Origin of the sequence: Serratia rhizosphaerae, from assembly GCF_009817885.1 — a bacterium.
Taxonomy (GTDB): Bacteria; Pseudomonadota; Gammaproteobacteria; order Enterobacterales; family Enterobacteriaceae; genus Serratia_B; species Serratia_B rhizosphaerae.
Window position 1 is genome coordinate 2,845,857 of sequence record NZ_CP041764.1, and the last position, 22,569, is coordinate 2,868,425.

The window sequence follows — 22,569 nt, forward strand, 5'->3', positions numbered from 1 at the left end:
TCCTTAGCGGGCGCTGGCGATCAGGGAGGTGCGTCCCGGCCTGACCACGGCATTTTTTTCAAACGCGACGTACACCTCAACCGACTCGCCGGGGCGCAGCTGTGAATGCGGCCAGGCGGCGACGGCGAGGGTGCGGTCGCTGCGGCAGGCGGCTTCATCAAAGCGGCGCGTAACGTTGCTGGTATTGGTGATCACCCCGACGGCGATCTGCACCGAGCGGTTGCCGTACCACTGATGGCGCTGCGCATCGTTGCTGAAGCCGGACGGAATGCGGCACAGCGTGCTCAGCGTCTGGCCGCTGCCGCCGGCCGTCATGCCGCTGGGCTGACGGTTTTCCGCCAGATCGCGCAGCGCGGATTCCAGCATGCCCTTCATATCGGTGTACTTGTGGCGGCGGTTGATCTCACCCATGGCGTTGTTCAGCTGATCGCGGTTTTCGCTGGCGATATAGCGGGAAGGATCCACCTGATCGCCCACCAGATGCGGCGTGATGATAAACAGCCGCTCGCGCTGCGAGGTTTCATGCTGCGAGGTGGTGAACAGTTTGCCGATCAGCGGAATGCTGCCGAGGATCGGAATGCGCCGTTCATGATCGCCGCTCTCTTTGGTGTGGAAACCGCCCATCACCAGCGAACGTTTCGCCTGCACCAGCGCCTGGGTGCTGATGGCGCCGTTGCGGGTGCCTTCGGCGTCGCCGTCGTCGTTTTTGTTCAGCTTGCCGTCCTCGACGTCGACGATCAGCTGCACCGACGAGCTGGCGCTGCTCTTCCCGCCGATGGCGCGCGGCGTGACGCGCAGGCTGGTGCCGGCGGTGACCGCCTGGATATCCGCCACCCGCTCGCCGATGGCGCGCACAAAGGCGGTGTCGCTGAAATCGATCACCGCCGGCTGGTTTTCCAGCGTCATGATCGACGGGTTGGCGATAATCGACGCGGTGCCTTCTCCCTCCAGCGCCTGGATATCGGCAAAGAAGCGGCGAAAATCGGTGACGAACAGCGTGCTGGGGCCGGAGAGCAGCGTCGAACCGCCGGTGACGTTGCCGAACTGGCCGGCCCAGCTGCTCGACAGTCGCGCCATCTCGCTGCGATCGATATCGACGATCAGCGCATCGATCTCGATCAGTTTCTGCGGCACGTCGATCATGCTGACCAGCGACTGATAGGCGCTGCGGTACGCCGGCTTATCGCGCACCAGCAGGGCGTTGTTGCGCACGTCTGCCGAGACTTTGCCCGCCATGCTGCCGAGCGGGTTTTTATCACCGGCGCGGCCGTGGCCGGTGCCGCGCCCCACCAGTTGGTTCAGAATGCTCTGCGACTGGCTGCGCATCTGGTCCATTTCGCTTTCGCCGCCCTGAGTGCTGTTCATGCCGCTGGCGCTCGGGCTGCTGTTTTGCCCCAGCAGTTCATTGAGGATGGTGGCCACCCCCGGCACCAGCAGGGTCTGATCGCGGTATTTGATGGTGCGGTCGGCCACCGAGGCGTACTTCAGCGGGAACGACATCATCTCTTTGTTATCGTCCTTGGGCTTTTCCGATTTTTTGGTGAAGTCGGCGATCATGGCGACATATTCCGGCGGCCCGGTGACCAGCACCACGCCTTCGTCCGGCAGTTCGCCCCAGCCGAAGCGCGGATCGAGCAGGCCGACGCCTTTCAGCGCCTGTTTGATATCCGGCGCCGCATCGGGGGAGATTTCCAGCCGTCGCGACACCTGCGCCGACTGCGCGCTGACGTAGAGCGTGTCGTTATAGACAAACCACTGAAAACGGTACTCCAGCGCCAGCCGGTTAAGAAACGCTTCCGGGCTGCCGGAGCGCAGCTTGCCGGTGATATTGGCTTCGGGCAGGGAGCTGTCATACAGCGTGACGCCGAAGCTGTCGGCAAAGTCTTCCAGGATGATGCTCAGCGGCGTGTTGTCGGCGGAATAGGCGTAAGCGCCGTTCTTCCACTCGCCGGGCGTAGCGGCCAGTGCGGCATTGAGGCCGGCGCACAGCAGCAGCGCCGCCAGCGCCAGACGTCGCAGGTTAGGTATCGCGGGCAGGGTTAGCACCACTCCTTACTCCTTGCAGTCCATGGTTGAGAGGATCTCTGACGATAAAAAAACGGCAGCATGGCGCTGCCGGGGTGTGGGTTAATTAATGGCGTCGATAATCGCTTTACGCATGCCGAACTTGAACTGCGTGTACTGCGAGCTGGCCCAGCTGGTGTTGGACATATCCTGCAGTTGGTTCTGGAAGGCATACATATCGCTGAGGCTGTAAGGCTCGCCCGACATCTCTTTGGCGAACTGGTAAGTCTCGTTGTGGCTGCGGCTGGCGGTGCTGCTCAGGCGGCGCTGCAGTAAATCGTCGGAATACATAACGGGCTCCTCTGGATGTAAGGTTCCTCGTTGAGTGGCGCACGCCGCGCGGCGGTTCCATCCTTCAAAAAATTCTTCAGCCGGCCACGCTCTCCGCCGCACCCAGCGCCTGACGCAGCGCCTGCCAGCTGATATGCAGCTCGCCCTGTTCGGTGGTCAGCAGCAGGGTGTCCGGCGGCAGCGAGTCGTCGATCGCCGGCTGCCAGCGCAGTTCCGGCCGCTGCGTCAGCCAGTGCGCTACCGCCGCGTGTCGTTCGCCATGGCTGTGCAGCGTGGCGGCGACGGCGGACGGCTGTTTGGCGCGCAGCTGCTCCAGCAGAATGTCCAGCTGCCCGGCCGGCGGCACCTGCTCCAGCAGGCGGCCGAGCGTCTGCGCCAGCAGCGCGTCGGCGGCGTCGAGCAACTGCTGCTGCTCGGCGCGGCGCTGTTGTTGCCAGTCGCCGAACAGCGTCCGGGCCTGCTGCCAGAAGGTCTCCTGCGCACCCGCCAGTAATGCGTCGCGCTCTGCCGCGGCCTGTTGCAGCAGCGTCTCGGCCTGCGCGTGCGCGGCGTCGAGCAGGGTCTGCGCCTCGCGTTCGGCGTTGGCGATCAGCGTCTCGGCCTGACGGTTGACGGCCAGCGCGTCGCGGCTGAGCAGGGCGACCTGCGGCTCAGGCGGCTGGCGCAGAGGGATTTTTCTAAGTTGCCACATGCGAATGCTCCTCACCGTTTTCCGTCAGCGTGCGCTGACACTGCCACAGCGCCGCCTCCCACAGCGGCTGCAGGCGCCGGGGTTCCAGCGACGGCGGCGACGGCGGGCAGCGGCAGACGTCGTGATGGTCAAACGCCATGCGCAGGCGCGGCCAGTAGTCGGGGTAGCGCGCCTGCAGCAGCGTCAGGCTGGTGACCGCCGACGTCTGGCCGGCGGGCGACGTCGGCAGCCAGCTTTCCGGCCGCAGCCCTTTGGCCAGCCGGCGACACCAGATTTTCAGTTCGCCGGGCAGCGTCGTTCCGCCGGTGCAGATCTCGGCGACCAGCGCCAGCAGCAGCGAGCGGGCCTCATCATCGAGGGCGAGCAGCGCCAGTAACTGCGGCTGCGGCTGGGGCAGCGCTGCGTCCGCCACTCCGAGCCGCCGGCGCAGCGCCGCACCGTGCACCCGCGCCAATGCGGCGGCCGGAGCAGGAAAAGGCAGCGCCTGACGCCAGCTGGGATGCGCGTCGCGCCAGAAGCCGCTGTGCCACCAGTCGAGCCAGCGCAGCATGACGTCGCTGTCGCTCATGAGGCATTGCCCGCGTTCGGCGCCGCGCCTTTTTTCGCCGAGCGCCGCAGCGCGACGATGCCGAGGCCGATCAGCAGCAGCAGGCTCAGCACGCTGAACAGCATTTTCACCAGTGAATACTGGCCGGGCGTCAGGGCGAAGGGACCGAGGTTGACCACCGGCGTTTGGTCGCGCCAGGCTTTGGCGGGCACGAAGACGATCGCCAAATCTTTATCGTCCCGCCCCACCAGGCCGGGAATACTGGTGGCCACCAGACGGCGGATGCGCGGTTCAATGCTGTCGGGATCCAGCGAATCGGCGTATTTGATAAACACCGACGCCGAGGCCGGCTGTACCGGTTCTCCCGGCGCGATACGCTCCGGCAGCACCACATGCACCCGGGCGACCACCACGCCGTCAATCTGCGACAGCGTCGACTCCACCTCCTGCGACAGGGCGTAGATATAGCGGGCGCGCTCCTCCATCGGGCTGGAGATGACGCCGCTTTTCTGAAATACCTCGCCCAGGTTGGTGCGCGCCTTGCGCGGCAGGCCTGCGGCGTCAAGGATATTCACCGAGCGCTCGATATCCGCTGAGGCGACCAGGACGGATACGCCGCTCTTCTCAACGCGTTTGTCGGCGGCGATATGGTAGTGATTCAGCGCGGCGACAATGTCGTTGGCGTCGCTCTCGGACAGGTTGCTGTTGAGCACGGTTTCATCGCCGCAGCCGCTGAGCAGCAGGGTGAGCGCGGCTGCCAGCAGGTATTTCACCAGTGAGTGTCCCATAGCCGTTACTGTAAGTTAGTGAGTTTATCCAGGGTTTGCGTGCCCTTGGCGATGATCTTGGCGTTCATCAGGCTCTGAATGTAGTAATCGGACAGTGCGGCGTTCGCTTGGCTGAAATCCGTCGGGTTGCTGGAGCGGGAAGCGATTTCCAGGTTGCGGAACGCCTGTTGCTGCGCGCGCTGGTTATCGCTGATGGCGCCGCCGAGGCCGCTCAGCAGGTTCTCCTGGCCGTCGCCGGCCGGCGCGTTGAGCGCAGCGCTGAAGGCGTGCATATCGTCCTGGTTGGCGCCGGCGACGCCGGCATCTGGAGAGGTGAGCGGGGCGCCGGTCAGTGACGGGCCGTTATGGGATATTTTCATCGCAGATTCGCCTGTAACGGGGGGAAAAGCAGGAGGACGCGGGCTGCGCCCTCCCGGCGCGGCATCAGTACTGAATTTTGACCTGTGCGGCGGCGGAGCCCGCCTGGGCCGCACTGTCGGCGATGCCGTTGATGCGTTGGTTTTCCGCATCCAGTTTGGCCTTGTCGACCTGGTTTTGCTGCATTTCCGCCTGCACGCCCTGCATCTGGCTCATAAAGCTGCTGCCGCTGCTGGCGCCGGCGAGTTTGGTGGCGAAGCCGGCGCCGCCGGTAATGCCGTTGGCCAGAGTGGTGCCGAGCGATGGTAATGACATCAATTTCATAACGTTTCCTCTCATATCATTGGATGATAATACGGGTACTTCACGGATTGAGTGGCGGGAGAGGGGAGGCGGTTCCGGCGGCGAACGATTTTTTTTCCGGCGACCCGCCGCGCGACGGCGGCGTGGTTCGTCAGGCGTGAATATTGAGCTGCTTCAGGCGGTGGTAGAGCGTGCGGCGCGGGATGCCCAGCTCGTGCACCACATCGTCGATGCGGTGGTCGTGGCGGTTCAGGCAGTCGTGGATCAGACTGCGTTCGATGCGTTTGAGACGCTCTTTCAGCAGCACCGCGCCGCTCTCCTGCGGCAGTGACTGGTTGAGCGGCGGCAGGCCGAGGATAAAGCGTTCGGCCGCCGCCTTCAGTTCGCGCAGGTTGCCGGGCCAGCAGTGCAGCAGCAGGGCTTCGTCCAGCGCGGTGCTGCGCGGCGGGTGCGGCATGCCAAGCCGCAGCGCTGACTCAATGGTGAAACGGCGGAACAGCGGAATAATCAGTTCGGGACGCGAGCGCAGCGTGGGCGTTTCCAGCTTGATGGTGTTCAGGCGGAAGCAGAGATCGCGGCGGAAGCGGCCCGCCTCCACCAATTGTTCCAGCGGCGTTTGTGCGGCGGCGATCACGCGCAGGTTAAGGCTGATGGGTTTGGTGCTGCCGAGGCGCGTAATGGTGCGGGTTTCCAGTACGCGCAGCAGTTTGGCCTGCACCGTCGGCGGCATGCTGTCGATTTCATCGAGGAATAAAATGCCGTTGTTCGCCGTTTCGAGATAGCCGGCGCGGGCATGGCTGGCGCCGGTGTAAGCTCCGGCCTCGACGCCGAACAGTTCGCTTTCGGCCAGGCTTTCCGGAATGGCGCCGCAGTTAACGGGGACAAACGGTCCCTTACCGCCTGCAAGTTCATAGATGCGCCGGGCCAGCGTGTCTTTGCCGGTGCCGGTTTCCCCTTCGAGCAGGACATCCACGTGCAGCGGGGCGACGATTTTGGTTAACTTGTGCAGGTAACCGTGAATATCGTCGGCCGCGGGCGGCGTCGCGTCTGAGGTGGACGCGGGTGAGGCGTGACGTTCCCTGGCGCAATCGGCCGGTGCCCGAACGGGCATTCTGGAATCAACAGGCTTAACCATAACTTCTCCGATTATTCTAAACCCACGCAGAGCCCGTAGGTTTACGCAGGTTTAATTGTTGAGCTTCCTGAATCTTTTTTTGACGACGCAAGACTGACAAAACATTACAAAGTATTAGCGTTTGGCTACTTTCCTTCATTGCCTTCCCCTACAGCTATCAGTCCAGGATGATTGTTCGGTAGTCTTTTTCCTGCTTTTTGTAGTCATTTTCCTACAGGGGCGCAGAAACGCCCGTGAGTACGCTGCTTGAATACATGCCCCGCCATCACTGCGCTGTCAGATGAATTTTTTATGTCTGCGTCCTGCGTCACGCCAAAATTCGGCAAATAGGGAACCCAAGCCGGCATTGTGACACTCAGCTAGCGAGCCTCAGCCCATCAATCGCCACAAATGTCAGGAAATTGTAAGTATGTTCTGGCGGGGAAAGCTCGATACTTTTGCAGTTTTAATGATTAACCGGAGGTCTTATGAACGCGAGGTTGACTGGCAGTATGGCTGGAGAACGGAACGTCCGCGCGCCCGCAACGGGCGGTGCCGGTTTGATGCAAAACAGAGGAGGGTAACCTGATGACACTCAATATATCCGGTTCAGGCGTTGGCATGCCGCTGGTGGGGAATCTGATCGAACGTGCCAACGAAAACGTAGAAAAAATTGAACAGGCCATCTCGCTGCCGCAGCAAAACAGTGCGGTGAAATTCAGTAATGCCAACGGTGCGGAGTTTATGCAGCAGATGACGGCGCACGAGGGTGCAGCGCAGCCCGCGCAGCAGGGCGGGCTGATGCAGAAACTGCTGATGCTGATCGGGCTGCAGCAGCTGTTGGGCGGCAATGGGACGCAGCCGGTCGAGCAATCGCCGCGCCAGTCGGAAAACAGCGCGCCTGCCGGGCAGTCGTCAGCGTCAGGCGGCGTGGGCGGGGTGATCCAGCAGGTGATGCAAATGATGCAGCAGCTGATGCAGATGATCCAGCAACTGACGGGCGGCAAAGACGCGCAGAGCGCTGACGGCGTGCAGAACGGTCAGAACGGTGGACAAACGCAGTCGGCCCGCAGTCAGTCGGAGACGCCGGCCTCCGGCGGGCAGTCTCAGGGCGGCGTGAGCGGCCTGGTTCAGCAGCTGATGCAGATGATGCAGCAACTGATGCAGATTATGCAGCAGCTGGCGGGCGGCGGGCAGAAGGCCGCGCCGTCAGGTGAGAACGGCAACGCAGAGTCTGGCGGATCCGCTCAGCCGGCGCAGCAGCAGGGCGGCGGCAATATGCTGAGCAAACTGCTGGGTTCGGTGCTGCAGATGGTCGGGCTGGACGCACTGATGTCGAAACTGGGCGGTACGCAGAATAACGGAGGGTAGCGTTATGGTGAGCAATATCTCCGGCTCGGGGGGATTTTCCCGCCTGGTCGACCAATCGATGGAAAACGCGCCGGATGGCGTGAACGAGGCGCTGCAGACGCCGCAGCTGCGCATCGGGACGGTGAACTTCGGCAACGCGCCGGCGCAGGAAACGGCGCAGCCGGAAGCGATGCCGCAGAGCGGCGGACTGTTCCAGCAGTTGCTGATGCTGATCGGTCTGCAGTCGCTGCTGCAGGGCCCGCAGGCGGATATGGCGGCGATGTTTGGCGGCCAGGGCGTCAGCGAGACGGAAAAGGACACCAGCGTGCCGCCGACCGATGACAATCTGCAGGGACGGCCGCCGGGGGATACCCGCAGCGCGCAGGAAATTATCGACGCCAACCCGGTGCTGAAGAACCTCGGTGACCAGAAGGATATCAAGCGTGATGAGCTGAAGCAGCGTTTTGGCGACTGGACCGAGGATAACCCGGATCCGGCCAGCCGCGCCGACGCCGCTTACAATATGGCGCGGGTGCTGAACAGCATCAAAGGGCTGAATAACCGCGAGGGCGGCTCCCGCGGCGACTTGGCGGACAACGGCAAGATTGACGGTATCACCAAGGACGGCGACGCCCGCCACGGCACCGAAGCCGGCGTGTTGAAAGATATCGCCGAACAGGGGCTGAAGGCTTTGCCGAGCAACGGCAACCTGCCGCAGACCAATGACAGCCATGTGCGGCTGGACGGCACCAACAAGGATAACTTCCAGTGGGCGATGGGCGAGATCGGCAAGGCGCTGTCCAATATCCCGATCCTGAAGTCCGTGCTGGCGCCGATGTTCAACAATATGGGCGAGGCCCGTGGCTTGGGTGATGTGTTTACCGGTGCGCTGAAGGGGATTGGCGAGGGGGCGATGAGCGCCGCTCGTGGCCCGGTCGGCTGGGCGATGACGGCCGCGACGGACACCGCGCAGATTGTGATAGATAACGTGAAAAATAAGAAATAGCCGTTAAGGCACCGGGGAAAGCGCCCCTGTACGGCAACGTGCAGGGGCTTTTTTTGCGTGCATCAGGCCGGCAGTTCGCCCTGGCCGGTTTTGATGATATTGGCGAAGTTCAGCACCTTATCGACGTAGGTGGCGTCGCCGGTGCCGGTTTTGGAGATATCGCTCAGATCGTTGAGGTTGACGTTGTTCGGGCCGGAATTGTAGGCGCGCAGCGCCGCACCCATGTTGCCGTCAAAGGCGTTCAACTGCTCTTTCATATACAGCGCGCCGGCCATAATGTTGTCCCGGGTACTGTTCGGGTTGGCGTCCGGCCCCAGCAGCCCGGGGTTTTTGCTTTGCAGATCGGCAAAGGTATTGCTGTTGACCTGCATCAGCCCGCTGTCCTGCAGGCCGTTGCCGCCGTTCACCGTGCTGGCGCCCAGGTTGCCGCGTGACTCCTGCCAGATTTGCGCCGCTAACACCTCCGCCGGCACGCCGGTCTTATCGGCGGCGTTCTGGATATCATCTTCATACGGTTTCAGCGCCTCAGGCAGGTGCAGACTGCCGCTGCCGGCAGCCGGCGTGCTGTTCTCCGTCGCGCCGGTTGTCTCCGGCGTGCTTTGCGGGGTAACGCCCGGCGTTGACGCGCTGCCCTGCTGCTGCGGCGTCTGCGACCCGCCGTTCTGGCTGTTGGACAGCAATTGCTGCGCCAGCTGCATAAACTGCGGCATGAGCTGACTGAACAGCATTTGCATCAGGGTGCCGGAAATGGCGCTTTGCAGCTGCTGTTGGATATCGCCGCCGCCGAGCAGGCTGTCCATGTTGGTGCCTTGGGCGCCGCCGTAGCTGATCGGCAATGGCGCGCCGTTGTCTGAGGCGTTAAGCACGGGTTTCTGCGACAGATTATCGCTCAGGTTGCTGAAGTCTCCGCTCTGCCCGAAGGGCTGCGGGACGGGGTTGGATGATACAGAGAGCATCGGTGTCTCCTTGGTGCGGGTGGGTATCGTGGTTGAGTGGCCGCCGTGGGACGCGGGGTCCCGCCCGGCGGCGCGTCAGGCCTTGCCGAAGGTGACGTCCAGCGTCATGGCGTCGGTATGGCGCATCGGGTTCTGGCCCTCCGGCAGCCGGTCGTCGTCCGGGTGCATATAGGTCATGCCGGTGCCGAGCATGTCGGTCATAAACTGGCCGCCCTTACGCATGGTCTCGCTGGAGCCGTCGTAGTAGCCGGCAATGGTTTTATTCCCGGCAGAATCGGTGCTGACAATATCTGCCGGCGCGCGGTCGGCAATGCTCTGCCGATCGCCGATTTCAAATCCCTGATGATCGGTGGCGTGAATGGCGGCGTTGCGGCCATCGATATCGCTGGTATTGACGAAGCCGTTATAGAATTCCAGGCGGCTGGCGTCGTCCCGATAGTTGCCGTCGGCGTCGGCCTGCTTCAGCAGGCCGGTAAAGTCATTCTGATAACGCATCTGGCCGCATTCCCCGGGCTTCAGGGTGATCTCGCCGACCAACTGATTGTGCTGATCAAACTGGCCGATATTGATGTCGTGATCCTGCGTATTGGTGATATTGAAGGTGCGCGGCCCGCTGCCGGCCGACGGACCGTCGGCGGCGCTTGCAGCATGGGCCGTCGGTTTGGCAGCGTTGGTTTCATTCAGCGGCATCGCGCCGCCGGACGGGGCGGCAGTATCGGTATTCTGCGGCGCTGTTTCCTGCTCGCTGCCGTTCTGGCCCTGCATCCTCCGCGCCAGCTCCGCCATCACCTGACTGAGCAGCGCGCCGATCAACTGGCTGAGCGGGTCGCCGGGGTTGGGCTGCCCGTCCGTTGACGTCGGCAGGGCATCAGTCAGCGGCGCACCGAAATTGACGCTGCTCCCGGCGCCCGGCGTGGCGAACTGCACCGCGCCGCCGCCGGCGGACTGCCGGGGAAGCTCGGCGGATGTCCAGGCATCGTCCATTGCCGGGCCGCTCTGCCATCCGGCTGCCGGGCGGTAGAAGGAAGAGATATCGACAGACATGGTGAGATCCTCGGGTTGGTAAATGGCCATAGTGAGTGGCGGCAAACCGGGGGCGGGTTCCCGAGGCGGGCTGAAATTGCGGGTATGATTCAGGGTGAAGCCGGGCTGGCGGGGAAGCGTGAGGCCGCAGGGCGTGTCTGCGGCTACGTGGTTTCAGAGGATCAGGCGTTGATAAACTCGGCGATGACCGCAGGTACGCTGGGGCGGCCGTTCTCCAGGCAGGTGGCGACGAAGGTGGCGTCGGCGTAGACCTGGCCGTCAACGCGGATTTGCTGCACGAAATTCACCCGGTTGCGCTTGTCGTTTTTCGCCAGCTCACAGGTGACTTCCATCTTGTCGCCCTTGGTGAGGCTTTTGCGAAAACGCAGGTTGTACTCCAGCACCATATACAGCCGTCCCTGCTTAAACTCCTCTTCGATATCGATGCCCAGCGCCTCTTTCATAAAGGCGTGGCGGGTCCACTCCATATAGAAGGGGTAGTAAAGACCGTCAACCACGCCCTGAAAATCGATGTGTGCTGCGTCAACTTCGTAGTGTTTTACATACATTGAATAGTCCCTTAATGCCTGATGTGAAATGAAGAACGGTGATTTTATGAGTCAATGATTAAAGCACGATTCGGCGGCAACGTTAACTCTGCGGTTGGTCAGATGGCAGATAGAAAATCAGGTAGAGCCCCGGCGAGTGTTCGACCTCCAGGGAGGTGTAGGTGTAATGGCTGACGCGACCATCGTTATTGATAATGGCTTTGTTGCCGGTGCCGATTTTCCGGACGTCGTGATAATCCCACATGGTGCGAAATTCGCTGCTTCTCGCCGTCAGATCGTCGACGATCGCGGTGAAGTCGTCGCGGTTGCTGCCGGCGGCCTGATAGGCGCGGAACGCGGCGATCGTATGTCTGGCGGCCTGCTCCCATTGATAAATCTTCTGCTTGTACGCCGGGCAGACGAACATCAGCTTCAACGAATTGCGATCCGCCTCGGCAATCGCGGACCAGTCAAAAATCTGCATTTGTGCGGCCTGGTTCCAGTACAGGATGTCCATATTATCGCGGCGGACAAAGGCCGGGTGAGGGTTAAGCGCATCGACCATCGCCATCACCTCGGCGGGGAGCAGCGTCGGCGCCTGATGGGGGGCATCGTTGCCAAACACCATGGTATTCAGGTACTGCTGCTCTACCGGCGACAGTTTCAGCACTTTGCCGATACGTTGAAGCGCCGCCGGCGAGATGCTGATCTCCCGGCCCTGTTCCAGCCAGGTATACCAACTGACGCTGACCGCCGCCAGCTGCGCCACTTCTTCCCGGCGCAATCCGCTGACGCGGCGGTTAAGCGGACTGAAGCCGTAATCGCTCGGGTTCAGTTTGGCGCGGTGTTTAACAAGAAAATCTTTGACGGCGGCGTTTCTGGACATGCTGACTCCTGAGTATGACCAACTATCATAGGATAACTGGCCCTCTTTTTCATGGCCGGCGGCGCTTTTATGCTTACTGCAAGACAGACCGTCAGCAATCTCAGGAGCCTTATGAAATCTATCTTTATATACGGTATTACCGGCGATATCGGCCAGCGCACGGCACGCCTGCTCAGTGAGGCCGGCCACCGCGTATCGGGCGTGGCCAGAAACGAGAATAAGGCCCGGGCGCTAAGGGATCAAGACATTGACGTGGTGCTGGGCGACGTGGCGTCCGCCAGCGCGCAGACGCATCAGGCATGGCTTGAGGGGGTGGATGTGGTGCTGTTCACCGCCGGGGCGAAGTCGGACGATGAGGCGAAAATCCGCGCCGTCGACTATCAAGCGGTGATTCATTCCGCGCAGGCGGCCATGCATGCCGGCGTCGGCGCCTATGTGCTGGTTTCCGCTTTCCCCGAAGCGGGGCGCCGCCGGGAAACCACCCCGGGATTTGAGTGCTATATGCACTATAAAAAACTGGCCGACGCCTGGCTGGTCAACAGCACGCTAGCGTGGACCATTCTCCGCCCGGGCAGACTGACGGAAGCCGCGCCGACCGGACGCGTACAGGCTGCTGCGGCACTGCCGTACGGCGAGATTCCGCGTGCGGATTTCGCCGCGTTTGTGGCGGATGCGATACGCCGCGGCGCCTATCCACAGGCGATTGTCGAAGTGACCGGTGCGGTGTAATGAGCAGCAGACAACACAATATTAAAATCATGCTCACCGGCCTGCTGACGCTGGTCACCGTGATGGGCATCGGGCGCTTTTCGCTGACGCCGCAGATCCCGGTGATGATTGGGGACGGCTACCTGACGCTTTCAAGCGCCGGGATTCTGGCGGCGATGAACTATATCGGCTATCTGGCCGGGGCGCTGCACGTCAGCCGTATGAAGAGCGGGCATGCGGGCTATCTGAAGGCCGGCATCTGCGCCACCGTGCTGGTGACCTTACTGTCCGGCGCGACCTCGTCGTTCGTCCTGCAGTGTCTGTTCCGTCTGGTCGCCGGCATCGGCGGCGCCTGGGCGCTGATCATCGTCACCTCTTGGACGCAGCTGACATTGGCGGGCAACCGTGCTCCGCGCCTGTCCGCCGCGGTATTTACCGGCCCGGGCGTTGGCATTACGCTCAGCGGGATATTGGCATGGGCCATGGGGTTGCGGCATCTGGATTCTGCCAGCGCATGGTATGTCTACGGCGCGGTGGCCCTGCTTATCAGTCTGATGACGTTTCGCTATCTGCCGGCGACATTCGGCCCGGCTCAGGGAGCGGGCGAAAGCGAGAAGCCGGTTGGCAGCGAGCTGAAAAAACTGGTGGCTATCTATACGCTGGCCGGGTTCGGCTACATCTTGCCGGCGACTTTTCTGGCGCAGATGGCGCACAGCGCCTTTCCGGGCGGCGATTTGGCGGCGTTTTTCTGGCCGCTGTTCGGCCTGTCGGCGGTGGCCGGCGTGGTGATGGTGATCCTGTTTGCGGCGCGCTTCAATACGCAAATCAGCCTGGCGGCGATGATGGTGCTGCAGGGGCTTGGCGTGGCTGCGGCGGTGGTATTACCGGGGGCCGTGGGATTGCTGTGTTCGACGGTGCTGACCGGCCTGGGATTTTTGTCGATTATGCAGCTGACCATGAGGTTTGCGCGTGAAATCTCCTCCGGTTCGCTGGCAAAAAATGTGGGGCTGCTGACCTCCGGCTATGCGACCGGTCAGCTGGTTGGCCCGCTGGTGTCATCCGCCAGCGTGGCGCTGTTCGGCTCGCTGCATGAGGCGATTCTTCTGGCGGCGGCAGGGCTGGTTCTCGGCGGGATCGGCGTGGTGACCCTGATACGACGCCCGGCTGAGCGGAACTGATGGCCGCGGGCGGATAGCGGCGTACGCCTTTATCCGCCCGAGAGTAATCAGCTTTTCTTCACAAACTCGGACTTCAGTTTCATCTGGCCGAACCCGTCAATTTTGCAGTCGATATTGTGGTCGCCTTCGACCAGGCGGATGCTTTTCACACGGGTGCCGATTTTCAGCGTGGATGAGCTGCCTTTCACCTTCAGGTCTTTAATCACCGTCACCGCATCGCCGTCGGCCAGCAGGTTGCCGTTGGCGTCTTTCACCACCAGCGCATCGTTATCGGCCGCGGGTTCGGCGTCGTTCCATTCATGCGCGCATTCAGGGCAGACATACAGGCCGTTATCGACGTAGGTATATTCAGACTGGCATTGCGGGCAGGCTGGGAGTTGCATAGTTATGGCCTCAATTTTCGTTAATTATAAGTCTAATCAATATGTTAATGGGTAACTCTCTCTGGCTGCGATCGTTATCTTCAGCACCAGGAGATAATGTGTGCAATGGTAACATTAAATGTGTATGACATTATAATGTTATTGGTATTATCATGCGTGCTTTAAAGGTAAGCGTGAGCCAGGCAGCGTAACGACGGCGGCTACCCGTTCGGCATCGATTGACCGGGTTTTGCCGGGTTGAGTCTTTTACGTCTCTGCGTGGCTGAGTTTATTTTGCGCCGGCGGTTGGGCGCGCAGTATCAGAGGGCCCCGTGACTCGCATTGTCGACGATATTTTACAAACGCTGCTGGACAGGGATCCGCCAGGGCAGGAAATCCACCGCGAAGCGGATGAGTACGGCGATATTATCGTTGCCGAACACAAACAGTATCGCATCCTGCGTTTTGACGATCTGTACGAGCAGAGCAAGATGAACATGCGTTCTCCTGAGGTGCCGATACATCACTATATTCAAGCGATGTTGATGGCGATTAGCTGGCAGGAAGAGGGCGACGTGCTGTTGCTGGGGCTGGGCGGCGGCAGCCTGCTGCGGGCGCTGCATGCCTACAACCCCGTCAGGCGGCTTGATGTGGTGGAGCTGCGTCCGCGCGTGCTGGCGGTTGCCCGTAGTTATTTCACGCTGCCTGATACAAACTGCGTGAACTACCATATTGACGATGCCGAGCGCTATTTGCGGCAGGCACAGGGCCGCGGCTACGGGGTTATTTTCTCCGATCTTTATTCGGCATTCAGCATGTCGCCGCTGCAGGGCACCGAAGCGTTTCTCGAACGCTGCCGGGACGCGTTGTGCGACGGCGGCTGGCTAGTGCTCAACTACCTGGAAATGCCGCACGACCAGACGCTGCTGTACCATGCCCTTTATCGGGTGTTTACCGACGTCTTTTTCTGCGAAACCGGCAGCGGCAACGTAGTGATTTACGCCAGCCGCGCCACCAATGCTTACCGACTTAAAGCGCTGCGGACGCAGGCGATGCGCCTGAGCCGCGACGGCGTGGCGGAGGTGGGCCATCTGGCGCGTTATCTGACGCGGCTGTAGTTTTCTGGCGAAGTTTGCCCGGGATGGTATTATAATTGGATTATCATAATCAGGATGATAACACCATGGAAAAGAAGACCGCGCGTTTAACCGTTTTGATCGATCCGGAGAAGAAAAAAGCTCTGGAGACGCTGTGCCAACAGCAAGATATTACCCCCTCGCAGGTGGTCCGGCAATTGATCCGGGATTACCTGCAAAAACATCATGTGGACTATCCTTCCCAGACTTCTCAGGCCAACCCCAAGGTCGAGACGCGCTGATAGTCCGGGCAACCTACGCCGATCGGCAGGGGAGATTCCGTCTGCCTGCCGCTGTCGGCGCCGTAGCTCGTTACGCGCTGTCAGATTGCCTGTTGCACCCGCATGGCGCTGCCGCGGCCTCTCTTATCCGGTATTATCATCCCCGCCGCCGTGATTATTTCTGCCTGTCGGCCAGCGCCTCCGGCAGCGTTGAATAGAAGGCGAGCCGGCCGTCAATCGGCCGTATGTGCGCCCGCGCCAGCGTTTTCAGCGGCTGAAAGGGAATGTCGGTGACGATCAGCTGCTTACCCTCCGGCAGCGCGGCAATAAAGCGCTGCAGGGCGCTGAGCCCGCCGGCGTCCAGCACCGGCACCGCATCCCATTGCAGAATCACCGTCTGATACGCGGTACTGCGTGCCAGCACCTCATCGAACACGCGCTCGGCGGCGGCAAAAAACAGCGGGCCATTCACGCGCAGCACCAATACATCCGCGTCATCGCTGAGCGTGCTCAGCCGCGTCATGCGTGCAATGCGGCGCATAAACAGCAACGACGCCAGTACGATGCCGACGGTAATGGCGATCACCATGTCGAACAGCACCGTCAGCGCCATGCACAGCAGCATCACGATAATGTCATCCTTGGGCGCCCGGCGCAGCAGATCGAACACCTTATGCACTTCGCTCATATTCCAGGCGACGAGCAGTAATAAGGCGGCCATGGCGGCCAGCGGCAGGAAGGAGAGCCAGGGCGCCAGCAGCAGCAGGGCCAGCAGCACCAACAGCGCGTGAATCACTGCGGCCAGCGGCGAGGTGGCCCCGGCGCGCACGTTGGCCGCTGAGCGGGCGATGGCGGCGGTGGCGGTAATACCGCCAAAGAACGGTGCAATAATATTGCCGATCCCCTGTCCCAGAAGCTCGCCGTTGGCGCTGTGTTTTTTGCCGGTCATGCCGTCCAGCACCACGGCGCACAGTAAGGATTCAATGGCGCCCAGCATTGCCATGGAGAAGGCGGCGGGGAGCAGTGCGGACAGCGTCTGCCAGCTTAGCGTCATCGGCTGACCGTCCGCCGCCGGCAGCGTCCAGGGCAGCTGCAACTGGGGCAAAATGGCGGGGATGCCGGCGCCCTGGCTGCCATCGGCCAGCTGATAGCTGAAGCTGGAGCCGATGGTGGCGACCTGATGACCGGCCAGATTAAGCAACCCCATGACCGCCGCGCCGGCCGCTAACGCCGGCAGATGGCCGGGCACGCGCAGCCCCAGCCGTGGCCAGACAACCAACACCAGCAGCGTCACGCCGCCAATCAGCGTATCGCCAATATCCGCGGCGGGCAGCGCCTGCAGCAAGGCGGCCAGTTTATCCATATAGCCGGCCGGCATCGCCGCGAGCGGCAAGCCGAAAAAATCTTTCACCTGCAGCGTGGCGATGGTGATGGCGATCCCCGAGGTAAAACCGAGCGTGACCGGCAGCGGAATATATTCAATCAGCCGGCCGACGCGGGTCAGCCCCATCACCACTAAAAACATGCCGGAGAGCAGAGTAGCCAGCAGCAGGCCGGCCAGGCCGAACTGTTGGGCAACCGGATACAGGATCACCACAAAGGCGGCCGTCGGCCCCGAGACGCTGTAGCGCGACCCGCCGGTGACGGCGATCACGATGCCGGCAACCGCTGAGGTGTACAGGCCGTACTGCGGCGGTACGCCGCTGGCGATCGCCAGCGCCATGGCCAGCGGGATGGCGATAATGCCGACGGTAACGCCGGCAATGACGTCTTTTAGCAGACGCTGGCGTGAGTAGGGTTCCTGCCAGCAGGCGGCAATAAGGGCGCTGAAGGGGCGTACGCGGTTGATCTTGTGTGTATTCATCTCAGGTAATGGCCAAATCAAAAATAAAGCGACATGGCGGGCCGGATGGGGTCCGTCTCGGTTGCAGGCGATCGGGTGATAGTTCTCCGCAATGAAATCAACATGTTAATTTTATTATAATGCTATTCGCATATTGCGCTGCTATGATCAACCTAAGCAGTGGGGAAGTAAAGGGCATCCTTATTAATTGTTGGGGGAAATAAACAGCCAAAAAAGGCTGGTTACCCTGAATGAGGAGAACGTATGGATTTTTTGCATGCGCAGTTACACCTGAAAACGGGCGACGTGGTGGAAGTGCACTGCGACCGGCCGTGCATCATCCTGCTGATGGATGATGCGGAGTTTGCGCGCTATACCCACGGGCAGCCGGGACGTCATCATGGCGGCCATTTCGATGAACTGCCGGCGCGCTTCACCGCGCCTGACGACGGCGTATGGCACATCGCAATTGATGCCGGCCAGTTTAACTCCGCACTTACCCACAGCATCAATATTTATCCGGTTAATTAGTCGTGCGCCTTCGCACCGCGAGGGCGCTTCCCTTTCTTCCAGCTCAACATTCCGATCTTGCAGCCTACGCGCAACGCCATTGCCCGGCCGCTCAATCTATGGAAGGATGCGGCGCAACGACGGCAGGGCCGGCGACAGGATTAATCACCGAGGTGAACAATGGTCAACAGCGCGCTGTGGTACCGGGAGTTTGGCGCACCGGAAGAGGTGCTCCGGCTGGAACACGCGCCGCCGGCCGCGCTGACGGCGGGAAGCGTGCGGGTAGAAATGCGGCTTGCGCCGGTGAACGCCTCTGATTTGATTCCGCTCACCGGCGCTTACCGCCACCGGGTTACGCCGCCCGCCGTCGCGGGCTATGAGGGCGTCGGCGTGGTGACGGAGGCGACGCCGGGGGCGGAGCATCTGCTGGGCAAACGGGTATTGCCGCTGCGGGGTGAGGGAACCTGGCAGCGCTATGTCAATTGCCCGGCGGCGCTGGCGGTGCCGGTGCCGGAGGCTATCGCGGACCCGCTGGCGTCCCGCGCCTATATCAATCCGCTGGCCGCGCTGTTGATGTTGGATCTGTATAACCCGGCGGGGCGCCGCGTGCTGCTGACCGCCGCCGGTTCCGACTGCGCCAGGCTGCTCGGCCAGTGGGCGCTGCAGCGTGGCGCGACGGCGGTGGCGGGCATCTGCCGTTCCCCGGTGCATGCCGACAGCCTGGCGGCATGCGGCATTACCCCCGTGGCGCAGAGCGAGCGGGCGCGCATCGACCAACTGGCCGCTACGGCGGATATCGTGTTTGACGCCACCGGCGGCGTGCTGGCACAGCAGTTGCTGGAAGCGATGCGGCCGGACGGGCTGTTTGTCTGTTACGGGCTGCTCTCCGGGCAGACATTCGCGCTGAAACGTCACTATCCGCCGGTGCGCTGGTTTCATATCCGCAACTATCTGGCCGACATCGCTGCGGCGCAGTGGCACGCGCTGTTCCGGCGGATATGACCGCTGCTGGCGGAAAGCCGCTGCGGCGAGGCGCGCATTTTTCCGCAGGCCGACTGGCGGGAGGCGCTGGCGCTGTACCGCCAGCCGGGCCGACAGATTAAGCCCGTGATGAGTCTGCAGCCTTGAGCGCCAGGGTGGCGAGCAGCGCCTCCTGCGCGGCCGCCAATTGCTCGTGGTCGAGAAACGCCGTTGCCTGCAGGGGAAAAAATTGCAGGGAATGCAGGCCGATGCAGCCAAAGGCGGCGGTGAGGTAAGGGGTGAGAAAGTCCGGCTGTCTGGCACGTTCGCCGCTGAACACGCCGCCGGCGGCAATGGCGATATAAACCGGTTTGTCCTGCAGCAGGCCGAGTTTCTCGCCGTCGGGGGTTGTGGTGATAGTGCGCCCCATACGCAGAATCTGATCGAGCCACGCCTTCAGCACCGAAGGCACGGTGAAATTGTTTATCGGTGTGCCCAGCACCAGCGCGTCGGCCCGCTCGACTTCCTGAATCAAGGCTTCCGACAGCCGCAGCGCGCTTTCCGTCGCGCCAGCCGCCAGCGCGCCGGGTGAGGATAATACGCTGGCGTAGTCGGCGTCGGCATGCGCTATCGGCTCCCGGCCCAAGTCGCGGCGCGTCACGCCGGCGTCAGGGTTGGCGGCTTTCAGTCGCGCGAGCAGGGCGGCCGAAAGCCGGCGGCTGTGCGAGTCGTGCCGCGGGCTGCAGTCAATGTGCAGTATATTCATCGTATCTTCTCCCATCGTGAGCAGCAGCGCCCGTTAATCAGCATAGTTCTGTCCGGCGCTGCCGTAGAGCCGTGCCCGGCGTTACTGGCGCATACCGATCGCCAGACGGTTAAAGGCGCTCATCAGGGCGATGGCGAAGGTCAGGTCGGAGATTTCCACTTCGCTGAAGTGCGCACGGAGCGGTTCGAAGTCGTCGTCGGAGGCGTGGGTGGTATCTACGTGCGTCAGCGATTCCGTCCAGGCCAGCGCGGCGCGTTCGCGGGCGCTGAAGCGTTCGCTGACGCGCCAGCCCGCCACCCCGTCCAGTTTGGCCTCCGCCATGCCGCCGGCGCGCAGCGCTTTGGCGTGCATCTCTAGGCAAAAAGCGCAGCCGTTGATCTGCGACATGCGCAGCCAGACCAGCTCGATCAGTGCTTTGCCCAGCGGGCTGTTTTCCAGCGCGTTCTTGGTGGCGATCAGGCCCTGATAGGCGTCGGGAGAAAGGGTGTGGTACGGCAGACGTTTTGGTGTGCTCATGGTGGTCTCCTGATAAAAAGTCTCGTCGCTTTACGGTATAGCCGCTACTGTAAGTGACCAATGGCCTATAGCATAGGTGCAAGAATTGACTGAATTGATGGGGCATTAGCGATGGATATACAGCAGTTGCGGCCTGACCAGCAGCATGATGCACCGCTCTACCTGCAGCTGTACCGGCGCTACCGCGAGGCGATTGCCGCCGGCAAGCTGCGCCCGGGGGACCGCGTGCCGTCGGTGCGCAGCCTCGCCAGCGAACTGAATCTGGCGCGCGGCACGGTGGAAACCGCCTACCAGATGTTGGCGAACGAGGGCTATTTCGTCGCACGCGGCGCGGCCGGCACCGTAGTGTCGCCGGGGCTGGGGACGCTGGCTGAACCGCTGGCGGTCACTGCACCGCCGGTTGTCGCTTCGCCTCATCCGCATGCCGTCACCGGCGATTCGCTGTCGTTCCAGATGGGGCTGCCGGCGTTGGACGCGTTTCCGCGCAAAGTCTGGGCCCGTCTGGCGGGGCGCAGCCTGCGTTCGCGGGAGATGCAGGCGATGTATTACCCCGATCCGGCGGGCTATGCGCCGCTGCGGCAGGCTATTGCCGCCTATCTGGGCATCTCGCGCGGCATTGCCTGCACGCATGAACAGGTGTTTGTTACCGCAGGCTATCACGGGGCGTTGGAGCTGGTGCGCCATACATTGCTGCAGGCGGGCGACGTCGGCTGGTTTGAGGACCCCGGTTACCTGTTTGCCCGGCAGTATCTGGAGCGCGCCGGCCTGCTGCTGGCAGCGGTGCCGGTGGATGCGGAGGGGCTGAACGTGGCCGCCGGGCGGCTGCGCGCGGATGACGCGCGTTTCGCGGTGGTAACGCCGACTCACCAAAGCCCGACGGGCGTGGCGCTGTCGCTGCCGCGGCGGTTGGAATTGCTGGAATGGGCGCGCCGCCGCCAGGCGTGGATTATTGAAGACGACTACGACAGCGAGTTCCGCTACCACGGTCGGCCGCTGCCGGCGTTGAAAAGCCTGGATCGCGACGGGCGCGTGCTTTATACCGGCACCTTCAGCAAAGTGTTGTTCCCCGGCCTGCGGCTGGCGTATCTGGTGGCGCCTGCCGGGCTGGTCAGCCGCTTTCGGGACAGCGTCAACCATCTGCCGGGCCCCGGCTCCATTCTGCCGCAGGCAACGGTGGCCGACTTTATGGAACAGGGGCACTTTGGCCGCCATCTGCGCAAGATGCGTGCGCTGTACGCCGCACGGCGCGGTTATCTGGTGGATGCCCTGCGGCAGACGCTGGGCGAGCGGCTGCATATCCAGCCGCAGGCCGGCGGTATCCACGTGTTGGCGCATCTGCCGGCCGGACAGGATGATAAGGCGTTGGTTGCCGCTGCCGAGTCCGCCGGGCTGGGGCTGCAGGCGCTGAGTGACTGGCGGGCCACGTCTTCCGAAGCGGGTGGGTTGCTGATGGGGTTTGCCAATTTTGCCACGGCGGCAGAGGCAGAGGCGGCGGTGCGGCGTCTTAAGGCGGTGATGGTGTAGCGCTGGGGCGGCGAAGACGTCAGTTATCCGTCGAGCCGGGCGCCAATCTGCGCTTGGGCATAGTGAACAAAGCGTTCTACCGCCGGCATGGCCGCTGCCCAGTCCTGCGTCGCCAGCCCCAGGTACTCCTGACGTGCCGCCTGCAGCGTGGCGGCATGGTCGGCGGGCAACCGAGGCAACAGCCAGTCCGCCGCCTCTTCTTTGCCGGTAATATCGCCGTGGACAACGCTGTACCAGATGCGCGCCAGCGTCAGGAGGATATTACGCTCGTCGCCCTGCAGGTCTGCGGTTGTCTGCCACAGCGTCAGCGTATCCTGAAAGGTCTGCCGCAGGTCGCGCGGCGGTACAGGGGGAAACAGCCGTGCCGCCTCGTCGCCGGCCAGCGCCACGCTGGCGTGACGCGCTTTGGTCAGCAGAATGGCAATATCCGCGTCCTGCTGCGTCGGTTCATAGATTCCCGCACCAATAGCCTCGCGCAGCCACTCGCCGAACTGCAGTTCTCTGACCGGCGGGTAGCGCCACGGCACCAGCTGTGAATACACCAGCACGGTGACCTCCAGCGCCCGCTTGATATCCGATGCGCCGGGCGGCGCAGACAGCGTCAGCAGCGCCTGCATCAGGGCCGCCCGCTGCGCGTCGTTCAGCGGCGCGCGCACCGTAACCAGCAGATCGAGATCGCTGTAGGGCCGCAGCCCGCCCTCAACGGCAGAGCCGTATAGGTGGACGGCCATCAGGTTACGGCCAAGCTGGCGGGTGAGAAGGTCGACGGCGGCGGTCAGCTGTTGCCGGACTGAGTCTGTCAGGGGGACGGTCATACTGATGATCCTGATGTCGGTTGGCAATGGTTGTGGCTTGTTTGGTTTTTGAGTGTAGCGTTATTTTTACTGCGGCAGTAATGAATTTTTATATTTGGTTAGTTGA

Annotated in this window: 25 protein-coding genes and 1 pseudogene; 9 read left to right on the plus strand and 17 right to left on the minus strand. The window is 62.3% G+C overall.

The annotated features are described in order from the left end of the window. Positions 1-3 precede the first annotated feature (3 nt). The 8 genes from sctC to FO014_RS13290 form a co-directional block, all read right to left on the minus strand. On the minus strand, positions 4-2,049 hold the full coding sequence (gene sctC, locus FO014_RS13255) for a type III secretion system outer membrane ring subunit SctC (RefSeq protein WP_160029854.1): 2,046 nt from the start codon (positions 2,047-2,049) through the stop codon (positions 4-6). A 78-nt stretch (positions 2,050-2,127) separates the two neighbouring features. Continuing rightward, the gene (locus FO014_RS13260; protein ID WP_111736378.1) at positions 2,128-2,355 is read right to left on the minus strand and encodes an HrpF protein; all 228 of its coding nucleotides are present in this window, start codon (positions 2,353-2,355) and stop codon (positions 2,128-2,130) included. Between the two features lie 76 nt (positions 2,356-2,431). Then, complete coding sequence (gene sctL / locus FO014_RS13265) at positions 2,432-3,046, minus strand: type III secretion system stator protein SctL (protein WP_160029855.1); 615 nt, start codon at positions 3,044-3,046, stop codon at positions 2,432-2,434. Next, a complete protein-coding gene (locus tag FO014_RS13270) occupies positions 3,033-3,614 on the minus strand; it encodes a serine kinase (RefSeq protein WP_160029856.1) in 582 nt (193 codons plus the stop codon). Before FO014_RS13270 ends, sctL begins: the two co-directional genes overlap by 14 nt. Then, positions 3,611-4,381, minus strand: a complete 771-nt coding sequence (sctJ, locus tag FO014_RS13275) for a type III secretion system inner membrane ring lipoprotein SctJ (protein ID WP_160029857.1) — start codon at positions 4,379-4,381, stop codon at positions 3,611-3,613. Before sctJ ends, FO014_RS13270 begins: the two co-directional genes overlap by 4 nt. A 5-nt stretch (positions 4,382-4,386) precedes the next feature. Continuing rightward, positions 4,387-4,740, minus strand: coding sequence for an EscI/YscI/HrpB family type III secretion system inner rod protein (locus FO014_RS13280; protein WP_160029858.1), 354 nt, complete (start codon positions 4,738-4,740; stop codon positions 4,387-4,389). A 64-nt stretch (positions 4,741-4,804) separates the two neighbouring features. Continuing rightward, positions 4,805-5,062, minus strand: coding sequence for a hypothetical protein (locus tag FO014_RS13285; protein ID WP_105232584.1), 258 nt, complete (start codon positions 5,060-5,062; stop codon positions 4,805-4,807). A 130-nt stretch (positions 5,063-5,192) separates the two neighbouring features. Then, entirely contained in the window at positions 5,193-6,152 is a 960-nt protein-coding gene (locus FO014_RS13290) for a sigma 54-interacting transcriptional regulator (RefSeq protein WP_425500723.1), read from the minus strand. A gap of 591 nt (positions 6,153-6,743) precedes the next feature. On the opposite strand from FO014_RS13290, the gene FO014_RS13295 reads away from it, so the two are divergent. Beyond that, positions 6,744-7,526, plus strand: a complete 783-nt coding sequence (locus FO014_RS13295; RefSeq protein WP_160029860.1) for a hypothetical protein — start codon at positions 6,744-6,746, stop codon at positions 7,524-7,526. Positions 7,527-7,530: 4 nt separating this feature from the next. Next, positions 7,531-8,511, plus strand: coding sequence for a hypothetical protein (locus FO014_RS13300; protein WP_160029861.1), 981 nt, complete (start codon positions 7,531-7,533; stop codon positions 8,509-8,511). A gap of 62 nt (positions 8,512-8,573) precedes the next feature. Here the strand turns inward: FO014_RS13300 and FO014_RS13305 are convergent, their stop codons facing one another. The 4 genes from FO014_RS13305 to FO014_RS13320 form a co-directional block, all read right to left on the minus strand. Beyond that, complete coding sequence (locus FO014_RS13305; RefSeq protein ID WP_160029862.1) at positions 8,574-9,467, minus strand: lytic transglycosylase domain-containing protein; 894 nt, start codon at positions 9,465-9,467, stop codon at positions 8,574-8,576. Positions 9,468-9,542: 75 nt separating this feature from the next. Continuing rightward, on the minus strand, positions 9,543-10,511 hold the full coding sequence (locus FO014_RS13310) for a hypothetical protein (protein WP_160029863.1): 969 nt from the start codon (positions 10,509-10,511) through the stop codon (positions 9,543-9,545). A gap of 161 nt (positions 10,512-10,672) precedes the next feature. Continuing rightward, positions 10,673-11,059: an acyl-CoA thioesterase gene (locus FO014_RS13315; RefSeq protein ID WP_105232578.1), complete on the minus strand. Its 387-nt coding sequence runs from the start codon at positions 11,057-11,059 to the stop codon at positions 10,673-10,675. An 82-nt stretch (positions 11,060-11,141) separates the two neighbouring features. Beyond that, positions 11,142-11,924: a helix-turn-helix transcriptional regulator gene (locus FO014_RS13320; RefSeq protein WP_160029864.1), complete on the minus strand. Its 783-nt coding sequence runs from the start codon at positions 11,922-11,924 to the stop codon at positions 11,142-11,144. 111 nt (positions 11,925-12,035) lie between these two features. On the opposite strand from FO014_RS13320, the gene FO014_RS13325 reads away from it, so the two are divergent. Next, on the plus strand, positions 12,036-12,653 hold the full coding sequence (locus tag FO014_RS13325; protein ID WP_160029865.1) for an NAD(P)H-binding protein: 618 nt from the start codon (positions 12,036-12,038) through the stop codon (positions 12,651-12,653). Then, entirely contained in the window at positions 12,653-13,810 is a 1,158-nt protein-coding gene (locus tag FO014_RS13330; protein WP_111736389.1) for a YbfB/YjiJ family MFS transporter, read from the plus strand. The genes FO014_RS13325 and FO014_RS13330 overlap by 1 nt, the downstream gene beginning before the upstream one ends. A gap of 47 nt (positions 13,811-13,857) precedes the next feature. Here FO014_RS13330 and FO014_RS13335 read toward each other — a convergent pair whose 3' ends face one another. Beyond that, a complete protein-coding gene (locus tag FO014_RS13335) occupies positions 13,858-14,193 on the minus strand; it encodes a zinc ribbon domain-containing protein YjdM (RefSeq protein WP_061322287.1) in 336 nt (111 codons plus the stop codon). A gap of 311 nt (positions 14,194-14,504) precedes the next feature. Here FO014_RS13335 and FO014_RS13340 point away from each other — a divergent pair, with 311 nt between their 5' ends. Next, positions 14,505-15,290, plus strand: coding sequence for a spermidine synthase (locus FO014_RS13340; protein WP_160029866.1), 786 nt, complete (start codon positions 14,505-14,507; stop codon positions 15,288-15,290). 65 nt (positions 15,291-15,355) lie between these two features. Continuing rightward, a complete protein-coding gene (locus FO014_RS13345; RefSeq protein ID WP_160029867.1) occupies positions 15,356-15,550 on the plus strand; it encodes a ribbon-helix-helix domain-containing protein in 195 nt (64 codons plus the stop codon). Positions 15,551-15,704: 154 nt separating this feature from the next. On the opposite strand, the gene dauA is transcribed toward FO014_RS13345, so the two are convergent. Then, entirely contained in the window at positions 15,705-17,393 is a 1,689-nt protein-coding gene (dauA, locus tag FO014_RS13350) for a C4-dicarboxylic acid transporter DauA (RefSeq protein ID WP_160029868.1), read from the minus strand. Positions 17,394-17,636: 243 nt separating this feature from the next. On the opposite strand from dauA, the gene FO014_RS13355 reads away from it, so the two are divergent. Next, positions 17,637-17,903: a DUF1883 domain-containing protein gene (locus FO014_RS13355; protein WP_105232570.1), complete on the plus strand. Its 267-nt coding sequence runs from the start codon at positions 17,637-17,639 to the stop codon at positions 17,901-17,903. 159 nt (positions 17,904-18,062) lie between these two features. Beyond that, positions 18,063-19,010: pseudogene (locus FO014_RS13360) on the plus strand (zinc-dependent alcohol dehydrogenase family protein). Here the strand turns inward: FO014_RS13360 and FO014_RS13365 are convergent. Together FO014_RS13365 and FO014_RS13370 are read right to left on the minus strand one after the other, a co-directional pair. Further along, positions 18,982-19,608, minus strand: a complete 627-nt coding sequence (locus FO014_RS13365; RefSeq protein ID WP_160029869.1) for an FMN-dependent NADH-azoreductase — start codon at positions 19,606-19,608, stop codon at positions 18,982-18,984. The pseudogene FO014_RS13360 and the gene FO014_RS13365 sit on opposite strands and share 29 nt — an antisense overlap. Positions 19,609-19,689: 81 nt before the next feature. Continuing rightward, positions 19,690-20,124 carry a carboxymuconolactone decarboxylase family protein gene (locus tag FO014_RS13370; protein ID WP_160029870.1) on the minus strand — a complete coding sequence of 145 codons (435 nt, stop codon included), beginning with the start codon at positions 20,122-20,124 and terminating at the stop codon, positions 19,690-19,692. 111 nt (positions 20,125-20,235) lie between these two features. Between FO014_RS13370 and pdxR the strand changes: the two genes are divergently transcribed. After that, complete coding sequence (gene pdxR, locus FO014_RS13375; protein WP_160029871.1) at positions 20,236-21,648, plus strand: MocR-like pyridoxine biosynthesis transcription factor PdxR; 1,413 nt, start codon at positions 20,236-20,238, stop codon at positions 21,646-21,648. 23 nt (positions 21,649-21,671) lie between these two features. Here the strand turns inward: pdxR and FO014_RS13380 are convergent, their stop codons facing one another. Beyond that, entirely contained in the window at positions 21,672-22,463 is a 792-nt protein-coding gene (locus FO014_RS13380) for an ANT(3'')-I family aminoglycoside adenylyltransferase (protein WP_160029872.1), read from the minus strand. Between the last annotated feature and the right edge of the window lie 106 nt (positions 22,464-22,569).